This is a genomic window from Pseudomonas sp. KB_15 (assembly GCF_052114525.1).
In the GTDB taxonomy this organism is placed as follows: Bacteria; Pseudomonadota; Gammaproteobacteria; order Pseudomonadales; family Pseudomonadaceae; genus Aquipseudomonas.
Genome location: NZ_JBFREX010000079.1, coordinates 1 through 11,193 on the forward strand (window position 1 = coordinate 1; position 11,193 = coordinate 11,193).

The 11,193-nt window shown below is 60.5% G+C and carries 6 protein-coding genes; 4 read left to right on the forward strand and 2 right to left on the reverse strand.

Going from position 1 to position 11,193, the window contains the following annotated elements; genetic code table 11:
- The first annotated feature begins 605 nt into the window (after positions 1 to 605).
- Complete coding sequence (locus tag AB4Z35_RS29210; protein WP_442101051.1) at positions 606 to 1,469, forward strand: DMT family transporter; 864 nt, start codon at positions 606 to 608, stop codon at positions 1,467 to 1,469.
- 205 nt (positions 1,470 to 1,674) lie between these two features.
- Here AB4Z35_RS29210 and AB4Z35_RS29215 read toward each other — a convergent pair whose 3' ends face one another.
- On the reverse strand, positions 1,675 to 2,583 hold the full coding sequence (locus AB4Z35_RS29215) for a DMT family transporter (RefSeq protein ID WP_442101052.1): 909 nt from the start codon (positions 2,581 to 2,583) through the stop codon (positions 1,675 to 1,677).
- Positions 2,584 to 2,742: 159 nt separating this feature from the next.
- Here AB4Z35_RS29215 and aceK point away from each other — a divergent pair, with 159 nt between their 5' ends.
- From aceK to AB4Z35_RS29230, 3 genes are all read left to right on the forward strand, one after another.
- Positions 2,743 to 4,461 (forward strand): bifunctional isocitrate dehydrogenase kinase/phosphatase, encoded by a 1,719-nt coding sequence (gene aceK, locus AB4Z35_RS29220; RefSeq protein ID WP_442101053.1) that lies wholly within the window; start codon positions 2,743 to 2,745, stop codon positions 4,459 to 4,461.
- A 201-nt stretch (positions 4,462 to 4,662) separates the two neighbouring features.
- The gene (gene hrpA / locus AB4Z35_RS29225; RefSeq protein ID WP_442101054.1) at positions 4,663 to 8,574 is read left to right on the forward strand and encodes an ATP-dependent RNA helicase HrpA; all 3,912 of its coding nucleotides are present in this window, start codon (positions 4,663 to 4,665) and stop codon (positions 8,572 to 8,574) included.
- Positions 8,575 to 8,911: 337 nt separating this feature from the next.
- Complete coding sequence (locus AB4Z35_RS29230) at positions 8,912 to 10,033, forward strand: beta-ketoacyl-ACP synthase III (RefSeq protein ID WP_442101055.1); 1,122 nt, start codon at positions 8,912 to 8,914, stop codon at positions 10,031 to 10,033.
- A 100-nt stretch (positions 10,034 to 10,133) separates the two neighbouring features.
- On the opposite strand, the gene AB4Z35_RS29235 is transcribed toward AB4Z35_RS29230, so the two are convergent.
- Entirely contained in the window at positions 10,134 to 10,442 is a 309-nt protein-coding gene (locus AB4Z35_RS29235) for a DUF6124 family protein (RefSeq protein WP_007997150.1), read from the reverse strand.
- Positions 10,443 to 11,193 lie beyond the last annotated feature (751 nt).

Consider the following 11,193-nt stretch of genomic DNA (forward strand, 5'->3'; position numbering starts at 1 on the left):
AGGCTAGGCTGCGTTCGGCTGCGAAGCAGTCGTAAAATCAGTCATTGCGGTACGTCAGGCAGGCTGCGTCAGCAGGACTCACGACTGCCATGCAGCCGAACGCAGCCTCGCGGGCTCGGCAGCTGCTACAGATCGCATTACCGCTTAACTGACTGGTATTACTCATTGTGAGCGGTTTTTTTTATGGCTCTTCACGCAATCCCTGAATGCTCCTCCTACCGCACAATGCGGACTCTGTGCMGACTGTCGTTGCCAAATCGTTGCAATCCCTGTCGTACGCTGGTTATAGTCGGCGCACAGTGAGTTTCGGACTCACTTTTTATCCCTCGAGCAAAGATCAGCCCAATGCCTGCATCCCTCCTCAACGCGGTAGTCGATTCAGCGGTCAACGCTGGCGTCGTGCCGTGCGGGAATCAGCAGCCCGGGCAGATCAGTCATTACCCCCCACCTGTCAGTAGCACGCCGGTGTGTGCAGTCGTATCACCGCCAGGCGTTGGCATTTCGGGCTGATCAGCTTTCTTCTGCTGTTCCCGCGCCCGTCTGAAAAAACTACTGGATTTCAGCTCTTGCTGAGTTGGCTTTTTGCCTGACTACAGGTGGTATTCATGTTTGTCCTTTCGAAAAAGTCCGCGCTCGCGGCGGCGTCCACGAGCCTGTTCGTTCTGCTGTGGAGCAGCGGGGCGATTTTCTCCAAGTGGGGGCTGGCCCACGCGTCACCCTTCGCCTTCCTGATGTTTCGTTTCGTCATCGCGCTATGCGGGCTGGTGTTGCTGGTGCCGTTGCTCAAGTTGAAGTTGCCCAAGGGCGGCAAACCGATGCTGTATGCGATGGCCACCGGTGTGGTGTTGTTGGGGGCTTATCAGRTTTTCTATCTGCTGGCCCTCGACCTGAAAGTCACGCCCGGGGTGATGGCGACCATCATGGGCGTGCAGCCGATCCTCACCGTGGTGCTGATGGAGCGTCAGCGCTCCTGGAGCCGGATGTTCGGCCTGGCCCTAGGGCTGACGGGGTTGATCATGGTGGTCTATCAGGGCATCGGACTGGCCGGGATGTCGCTGGCCGGGATGCTTTTCGGTTTACTGGCGTTGGCGAGCATGACGTTTGGTTCGATCATGCAAAAACGCATCACCGACAATCCCCTCGGCACGCTGCCGGTGCAGTACCTCGCAGGGCTGTTGTTGTGCGGAGCTTTCGTACCCTTCCAGCCGTTTCACTTCGAACACAGCAGCGGTTTCTTCCTGCCGGTTCTATGGATGGGACTGGTAGTATCGGTGCTGGCGACGCTGTTGCTGTACCGCTTGATCGCCCGGGGCAATCTGGTGAACGTCACCAGCCTGTTTTATCTGGTGCCGGCGGTAACGGCGGTGATGGACTACCTGATTTTTGGCAATCGCTTGGCGTTGTTGAGCCTGCTCGGCATGCTGTTGATCATCGTCGGACTGGTGTTTGTGTTCCGTAAGTCTGCGTAAACCCGGGAAGGCCTGGAGCATTGCTCCGGGCCTTTGTGATTTTTGGCGTCTGATCAGCCGCCTTCGTCGGAACRCCACCCGGACCAAGCCCGCTCCCACAGTATTTGATGTCGTACACAAAATTTGTACGCGACATCGAACCCTGTGGGTGCGGGCTTGGTCCGGGCGGCGTTCCGACGAAGGCGTCATCCGCAACGCAACAATTCTACCGCTCAGCCACCAAACCCGGTTTCACCGCAGTCGGCTTCAACACCAGCCACAACGCCAGCGCAATCAACACCCCACCATAGATATGCGCCATTGACAGCGGCTCATCGAGAAACAGCGCCCCCCACAACACGCCAAACAGCGGGATCAGGAAGGTCGTGGTCATCGATTTTACCGGACCGATCGAGCTCAGCAGCCGGAAGTAAATAATGTACGCAAACGCCGTGCATCCCAGGCCCAACCCCAGCAACGACAGCCACACGCTCCAGCCGCCCCAGTTCGCGGGTGGTTGGCTGATCACGCTGTAGCCGAACAGCGGCAGCAGGAACAACGTCGCGCCGAGCATGCTGCCCAGTGCCGACAAACGGCTGTCGAGGCCACCGGCCTGGTCGAGCCAGCGCCGGGCGAGAAAGCCGGCAAAGCCGTAGCAAGTGGTTGCGAGCAGGCAGGCAACGGCACCCATCAGCAGTTCGATATCGAACGCCACCGGACCGGCACGGGTCAGTACGCCCACGCCAAACAGCCCCAGGAACACGCCGCCGAGCTTGGCGCCAGTGAGCCTTTCATGGAAAAACAGGCCGCCGATCAGCACGCCCATCAAGGGTGTTGTGGCATTGAAAATCGACGAGTAACCGGCAGGTAGCACCTGCGCGGCCACCGAATAGAGCGTCGCCGGAATCCCGGAGTTGATCACTCCGAGCAGCATCACGGTTTTGAGTTTGCCCTTGAAGTCCCAACTCATGCGCATCAGCCCGAGAATCACCAGCAGTCCGGCAGCGGCTATTGATACACGGAAAAAAGCGGTAGGAATGCTGCCAATCACCGGGGCGATGATGCGCATGAACAGGAAACTCGCTCCCCAAATGGCCGCCAGGGACAGTAAACGGAAAATATCGACGGGGTTCACAGCGCGGTCCTTCCTTGATGGAGGGGCGAAAGTGTTGCTGAGTGTGTGATCGATGGCAACCGAAAACCGGGCATTCAATTCGCCCGGAAAATTACGCTTCTCCTGCCCCCGGTTCACTGGCTAAGCTCAAGCCTTCCGAATTCCCGCAGAGGTCTCACCATGCCGCAGCAATGGCCAGCCGCCGACATCGCCCGCTTGATCCTCGATGGCTTTGACGATTACCGCGAGCATTTTCGCCAGATCACCGACGGCGCCCGGGCCCGCTTCGAACAGGCCAGGTGGCAAGAGACGCAATCGGCGTCGGCGGCGCGGATCAATCTGTACGAAGAAAAAGTCGGTGAAACGGTGGAGCGACTGCGCACCGCGTTCGACGCCGACACCCTGGACGTCAGTTGCTGGCCACTGGTCAAAAGCGCCTACATCAGCCTGATCGACCTGCGCTTCGACGATGAATTGTCCGAGACCTGGTACAACTCGATCTTCTGTGGGCTGTTCAGCCATGACCTGATCAGCGACGGCTGCATGTTCATCCACACCACCCGGCCGAGCCTGCGCCGTGCCCGGGCCGCGCAAACCCGCACCTACAAGCCGCAAGGCCAATTGTCGGCCATGCTCGCCAGCATCTTCGCCGACTACCGCTTCAGCGAGGATTACGCCGACCTGCCCGGTGACCTGCAACGCCTCGAAGCGCAACTGCGCGAGAACCTGCCGGATTGGGTGTGCAAGGACCCGGAGCTGAGCGTCGAACTGTTTTCCTCGGTGCTGTACCGCAATAAAGGTGCATACCTGGTGGGGCGTATCTACACCACCGATGAGCAATGGCCGTTGGCAATTCCCTTGTTGCACCTCGAAGGTCGCGGCATCCAGATCGATGCGCTGATCACCGACGAAGCGGACGTGTCGATCATTTTCTCCTTCACCCGCTCGTACTTCATGGTGGATGTGCCGGTGCCGGCGGAGTTCATTGGCTTCCTGCGGCGTATCCTGCCGGGCAAGCACATTGCAGAGCTGTACACCTCGATCGGTTTCTACAAACACGGCAAGTCGGAGTTCTACCGGGCGCTGATCAATCACCTGGCCAACACCGACGACCAGTTCATCATGGCCCCCGGCGTGCGCGGCATGGTCATGAGCGTGTTCACCCTGCCGGGTTTCAACACCGTGTTCAAAATCATCAAGGACCGTTTCTCGCCATCGAAAAACGTCGACCGCGCCACGGTGATCGAAAAGTACCGTTTGGTGAAGAGCGTCGACCGGGTCGGGCGCATGGCCGATACCCAGGAATTCGCCGACTTCCGTTTCCCGCTGAGCAAGTTCGACCCGGCGTGCCTGGAGGAACTGCTGGAAGTCGCACCGTCGACGGTGTCGGTGGAAGATGACACGGTGCTGATCCGCCACTGCTGGACCGAACGGCGCATGACCCCGCTTAACCTGTACCTGGAAAACGCCAACGAAGCGCAGGTACGCGAAGCCCTGGAAGACTACGGGCTGGCGATCAAGCAACTGGCGGCGGCCAACATCTTTCCCGGCGACATGCTACTGAAGAACTTCGGCGTCACCCGTCACGGCCGGGTGGTGTTCTACGACTATGACGAAATCTGCTTTCTCACCGAAGCCAACTTCCGCCACATCCCGCAACCGCGCACTCCGGAAGATGAGATGGCGTCCGAACCTTGGTACTCGATCGGGCCGCTGGACGTGTTCCCGGAAGAGTTTCCGCCGTTCCTGTTTGCCGATTCGGGGCAGCGCAAGTTGTTCGATCAACTGCATGGCGAGCTGTACAACGCTGATTACTGGAAAAGCCTGCAGGAGGCGATTCGCGCCGGCAAAGTGATCGATGTGTTTCCGTATCGGCGCAAGGGCCTCGATAACGAATAACCGGCTCCGCACGAGCTTGTAGCAGCTGGCGAAGCCTGCGTTCGAGGACGCGGTCCTCGCAAAACCGGGCATCGCGGTGCGTCAGGAACAACCGAACGCAGCCTCGCCAAGGCTCGACAGCTGCTACGGGGGATCTCGCTCATCCTTCAAATCTGCGACAATCGCCCCCTTGCGCCACTAGACGACTGAATTGCGTACCCGATGACCGACGAATCGCCCTCCATCGACAAACTGCTGAAAAACCTCGATCACGCCATGCTCGCCGACCGCCACCGGTTGCGGCGGCAGTTGCTTGAGCTGCGCAAGAAACCCGACGAGGCCAGGCTGGCTCAGTGGGTGGCGCGGATGCAGGCGTCCTGTGAGCAGGTGCTGGCGCGCAAGGCCAGCCTGCCGGTGATTCGTTACGACGACAGTTTGCCGATTGCCGCCAAGCGCGACGAAATCAAGAAAGCGCTGGAAAAGCACCAGGTGCTGATCATTGCCGGCGAAACCGGTTCGGGTAAAACCACCCAGTTGCCAAAGATCTGCCTGGAAATCGGTCGCGGCCAGCATGGCCTGATCGGTCACACCCAGCCACGGCGGATCGCTGCGCGCAGCGTGGCCAGCCGGGTTGCCGAAGAACTCGGCACGCCGCTGGGCGCACTGGTCGGCTATCAGGTGCGCTTCGAGGATCAAAGCGATTCCAACACCCTGATCAAGCTGATGACCGACGGCATCCTGCTGGCGGAAACCCAGAACGACCGCTACCTGGAACGCTACGACACGATCATCGTCGACGAAGCCCACGAACGCAGCCTCAACATCGACTTCCTGCTCGGCTACCTGAAAACCCTGTTGCCGCGCCGCCCGGACCTGAAGGTCATCATCACTTCGGCAACCATCGATCTGGAGCGCTTTTCCAAGCACTTCGACGATGCGCCGATTGTCGAAGTGTCCGGGCGTACCTTCCCGGTGGACACCTGGTATCGCCCGCTGACTCTGGAGCAGGATGAAGAGGGCAACCGCGTCGAAGATGACTTGACCGTGGATCAGGCGATCCTCGCCACTCTCGACGAAATCGCCGCGTATGAGCGCAGCGAGCGCCGCAGTCCCGGTGACGTGTTGGTGTTCCTGCCCGGCGAGCGCGAGATTCGCGACGCCGCCGATATGCTGCGCAAGGCTCAGCTCAAGCACACCGAAATCCTGCCGTTGTACGCGCGGTTGTCGCCGGCCGAGCAACAGCGGATTTTCCAGTCGCACCCGGGCCGTCGCGTGGTACTGGCGACCAACGTCGCGGAAACCTCGCTGACCGTGCCGGGCATCCGCTACGTGATTGACAGCGGCACGGCACGCATCAGCCGCTACAGCTACCGCGCCAAGGTCCAGCGCCTGCCCATCGAAGCCATTTCCCAGGCCAGCGCCAACCAGCGCAAAGGCCGTTGCGGACGGGTCGAGCCGGGTATCTGCGTGCGCCTGTACAGCGAAGAGGATTTCCTCGGTCGCCCGGAATTTACCGATCCGGAAATCCTCCGTACCAACCTCGCGGCGGTTATTTTGCAGATGCTGCATCTGCGCCTTGGCGAAGTCAGCGCGTTCCCGTTCATCGAGCCGCCGGATGGCAAGGCCATCAGCGACGGCTACAACTTGCTGCAAGAACTCTCGGCGGTGGATCGCAACAGCCAGTTGACGCCGCTCGGTCGTCAATTGGCGCGGCTGCCGGTGGACCCGCGCATGGGTCGCATGTTGCTGGAAGCGGCCAAGCTCGGCAGCTTGCAGGAAGTGCTGATTGTCGCCAGCGCCATGTCGATCCAGGACCCGCGCGAGCGTCCGCCGGAACGTCAGCAAGCGGCGGATCAGGCCCACGCCCAGTGGAAGGACGCCGACTCGGACTTCGCCGGACTGGTCAACCTGTGGCGCGGTTTCGAAGAACAGCGTCAGGCGCTGGGTGCCAACCCGCTGCGCAACTGGTGCCGCAAGAATTTCCTGAATTACCTGCGCCTGCGCGAATGGCGCGACTCCCATCGCCAGCTGAGCCTGATCTGCCGCGACATGCAGTTGAGCCTCAATAAAGAGCCGGCGGACTATCCGAAGCTGCACAAAGCGGTGCTGGTGGGGTTGCTCAGCCAGATCGGCCAGAAAACCGAAGAGGGTGATTACCTCGGCGCCCGTCAGCGGCGGTTCTGGATTCATCCGTCCTCGGGCATCGGCAAGAAACGCCCGCAATGGCTGATGACCGCCGAGCTGGTGGAAACCACCAAGCTCTATGCACGTATGGTCGCCAAGATTGACGCCGACTGGATCGAGCCGTTGGCCGGACACCTGATCAAGAAAAACCACTTCGAGCCCCATTGGGAAAAGAAGCGCGGCCAGGTTGTGGCGTTCGAGCAGATCACCCTGTTCGGGTTGATCGTGGTCGGGCGCCGGCCGGTGCATTACGGCCCGGTCGACCCGGTGGTGTCTCGCGAACTGTTCATCCGCGAAGCGCTGGTGCGCGGCGAAATTCAGTCCAGGGCCAAATGCCTGACGGCCAACAAACAGTTACTGGAACAACTCGACGAACTGGAGGCCAAGGCCCGCCGTCGCGATATTCTCGCCGACGAAGAAACCCTGTACGCCTTCTACGATGCGCGGCTGCCGGCGGAGATCCACCAGACCGCGACCTTCGACAGTTGGTACCGGATCAACAGCCAGAAAGACCCACAGTTGTTGATCATGCGCGAAGAGGACGTGCTGGCCCGCGAAGCCAGTGAAGTCACCGCCCAGCATTACCCGGATACGCTGCACATCGGCGATCTGGAATTGGCCCTCAGCTACCACTTCGAACCCAACCATCCACGGGACGGCGTGACCCTGCGCGTGCCGGCACCGCTGTTGCCGATGCTGCCACCGGAACGCCTGGAATGGCTGGTGCCGGGCGTCATCGAAGCCAAGTGCATTGCCCTGGTGCGCAACCTGCCCAAGGCCTTGCGCAAGAACTTCGTGCCAGTGCCGGACTTCGTCAAGGCGGCCTTGCAGCGCATGACCTTTGCCGAGGGTTCGCTGCCCCAGGCCTTGGGTCGTGAGTTGCTACGCATGACTGGAGCGCGGGTCAGCGATGAGGCCTGGGCCGAGGCGGCGCAGCAGGTGGAAAGCCATCTGCGGATGAACCTGGAAATCGTCGACGCCCAAGGCAAGTTCCTCGGTGAAGGTCGCGATCTGGCCGAACTGACTGCACGTTTCGCCGAGGCCAGCCAGGCGGCGTTGGCGGTGCCGCAAACCGCGAAGAGCCAGCAACCGGTGGAGCCGAAAGTGTTTGCCGCCGTGGCCGAGAAAACCCAACAGAAGATCGCCGGGCTGTCGATGACGGTCTATCCGGCGCTGGTGGAAGAAGCCGGTACGGTCAAGGAAGGGCGTTTCTCGACCCCGGCCGAGGCCGAGTTCCAGCATCGCCGTGCCCTGCAACGCTTGCTGATGCAGCAACTGGCCGAGTCGGCAAAGTTCCTGCGCGGCAAGTTGCCGGGCCTGACCGAACTGGGCCTGCTGTACCGCGACATGGGGCGCGTCGATGCGCTGGTGGAAGACATTCTGCTGGCCAGCCTCGACAGCTGCATTCTCGAAGGCGAAGACCCGTTGCCCCGTGACGGTGCCGGTCTGGCGTCCCTGGCCGAGCGCAAGCGTGGCGCCTGGACCGAGCACGCCGAACGCGTGGCGAAGCTGAGCCTGGAAATCCTCAAGCTTTGGCATGGCTTGCAAAAGCGCTTCAAGGGCAAGATTGATCTGGCGCAAGCCGTGGCCCTGAACGACATCAAGCAGCAGCTCAGCCAGCTGGTGTATCCGGGGTTTGTCCGGGAAACGCCGATGCAATGGCTCAAGGAGTTGCCGCGTTACCTCAAGGCCATCGAACAGCGCTTCGAAAAAATCGGCGCCCAGGTGCAGCGCGACCGGGTCTGGAGCGGCGAATTGAGCGGGCTGTGGACGCAATACCAGACCCGCGCCGGTAAACACGCCCAGGAAGGCAAGCGTGATCCGCAGTTGGAGTTGTATCGCTGGTGGCTGGAGGAATACCGGGTTTCGCTGTTTGCGCAACAGTTGGGAACCAAGGTGCCTATCTCCGACAAGCGCCTGAACAAGCAGTGGACTCAAGTCGAACCGTAGGCCCGAGGCCAGTGCAATACCTGTGGGAGCGAGCTTGCTCGCGATGGGGGCATCACAATCTATGTTGCCTGTCAGGCCGCAATCGCGAGCAAGCTCGCTCCCACAGTTTTCCATGGCCCGCAGGTAGGGTTCATCCAGCAAAAAGGCGCCAAAACCCAATGTTTATGGCAAACTTCGCGCCTATAAACGCCGGCCCCGCGGTTTTGAGCCTTCACGGTTACGGGCAGGTCCGGAATAAAGCGATGCCAGGTTTGCGTCCCCTGGATGGGAATAGACCCTTTGCGTGTTGGTACGACGGTGCCAATGCTTTCTGCCTGAACAGATTAGAGACACGACCATGCATAACGTCGTCATCAGCGGCACCGGCCTGTACACCCCGGCCAACAGCATTTCCAACGAAGAGCTGGTGCAGTCTTTCAATACCTACGTGGTGCAATTCAACGCTGACAACGCCGACGCCATCGCGCGCGGTGAAGTGGAAGCGTTGACCGAGTCCAGCGCCGCGTTCATTGAGAAAGCCTCCGGCATCAAGAGCCGCTTTGTCATGGACAAGGAAGGCATCCTCGACCCGCAACGCATGGCCCCACGCCTGCCGGAGCGCTCCAACGACGAGTGGTCGGTGCTGTGCCAGATGGCCATTGGCGCTGCCGAACAAGCCTTGCAGCGCGCCGGCAAGACTGCCGCCGACATCGACGGCGTGATCGTCGCCTGCTCCAACCTGCAACGTGCTTACCCGGCCATTGCCATCGAAGTCCAGGAAGCGCTGGGCATCCAGGGTTTCGGTTTCGACATGAACGTGGCCTGCTCCTCGGCGACCTTCGGTATCCAGACCGCCGCCAACAGCGTGCAACTGGGCCAGGCCCGGGCAATCCTGATGGTCAACCCGGAAGTCTGCACCGGCCACCTGAACTTCCGTGACCGCGACAGCCACTTCATCTTCGGCGATGCCGCCACCGCGGTGATTATCGAACGTGCCGACCTGGCGACGTCCAAGTACCAGTTCGACATCGTCAGCACCAAGCTGCTGACCAAGTTCTCCAACAACATCCGCAACAACTTCGGCTTCCTCAACCGCGCGGCGGAGGAGGGCATCGGCGCCAAGGACAAACTGTTCGTGCAGGAAGGCCGCAAGGTGTTCAAGGAAGTCTGCCCGATGGTGGCCGAGCTGATCAGTGAGCATCTGCAAGAGAACCAGCTCAACGTCAGCGACGTGAAGCGCTTCTGGCTGCACCAGGCCAACCTCAGCATGAACCACCTGATCGTCAAGAAGCTGCTGGGCCGAGACGCCACCGAACAGGAAGCGCCGGTGATTCTCGACACCTACGCCAACACCAGCTCCGCCGGTTCCGTGATTGCCTTCCACAAGAACCAGGACGACCTGGCCGCCGGTTCACTGGCCGTGCTCAGCTCGTTCGGCGCCGGTTATTCGATTGGTAGCGTGTTGCTGCGCAAGCGCTGATATTTTTTGCAGTAGCTGAAAAGATCGCAGCCTGCGGGTCCTACAGAGGGCATGAAATCTGTAGGAACCGCAGGCTGCGATCTTTTGACCTTTTGCTTTTCTACTCAGGCGGATCAATCCGATCCAGCGCCCGGTTCACCGCCAGTTCCCCCAACAGGATGACTTGCGCGATGCCCAGCAGGGTATTTCGACTCGATCCCTCCGTCCGGTCCGCCAGATCCATGGTCATGACGTTGGCCGAGGCCAGCGATTCGCAGGCATGGGCCAGCAGGGTTGCGGTATCGAGTTCCGGGTTGACGAAAAACAGCGTGCACAGTTTGCGTGGAGTGGCGCGGATGTCGGCGGCCGAGGGAATGCGGTCGGCGGGTTCGTGAGGGGTGTCCGGCGGATTCGGTGTGACCTTGAACATGGGAATTTTCTCCAGATAAGGGCCACAACCATCTCGCGACTAAACGAAAGGGTGGTGGCCGTGCGCAAGTTAGTCGACCGGTAAAGTTTCCCAAAACCCGGCGCGCCCGAAGACGCCATGCGCACAGCCACCATCAAGTGCAGGCGGATGCCTGACTGGATGACACTGATGCAACCGAGGAAAACTAGCCGGGCGACTAAACCCGATCACCGACAATCAGTGACGCGAGCAAGTTACCGAGCGGCCCCCAAGCGCACACGCCGGCGGATTCTGGGGTAACTGTAGGCAACGACGCAAGGCGCTGTGGCTTTCACGAAGTAACCTTGAGGGCTTTTAAACAAGCAGGGTTTGCGCTCTGCAGTAGCCTTCGATCCGAACGGTTCAACCTTGTCAAAAAGCAGCCGCGGCACTGGGCGCCGACAAGATAGCGAACAGTCCTACAGATTAGGTGCGTCAACACTCGGATGCATCCTACGCGTACGCCGGAAACATCCTATATCAACCTTTTTCCCCTTCCTGAAAGCTGTCGAGCGCTTGAACGGGGATGGAAATGACGCCTCCCCGAATGCCCCAGGGAGGTCTGAATCTTGTCCAACGCACCGCGCCCCTTCTTCGACCACAGCCGCCACAAACTGCAAGTCGACGGCCTCGACACTGCCCTCGACGTCCTCGCCTTCGAAGGCGAAGAACACCTCAGCCAGCCATTCACCTACACCATCGAATTCACCGCCAGCCACCTCGACCTCGGCGC

Coding starts and splice junctions, on each gene's coding strand:
- aceK (WP_442101053.1), top strand. CDS start 2,743: ATGCCGCAGCAATGGCCAGCCGCCGACATCGCCCGCTTGATCCTCGAT.
- hrpA (WP_442101054.1), top strand. CDS start 4,663: ATGACCGACGAATCGCCCTCCATCGACAAACTGCTGAAAAACCTCGAT.
- AB4Z35_RS29230 (WP_442101055.1), top strand. CDS start 8,912: ATGCATAACGTCGTCATCAGCGGCACCGGCCTGTACACCCCGGCCAAC.
- AB4Z35_RS29235 (WP_007997150.1), bottom strand. CDS start 10,442: ATGTTCAAGGTCACACCGAATCCGCCGGACACCCCTCACGAACCCGCC.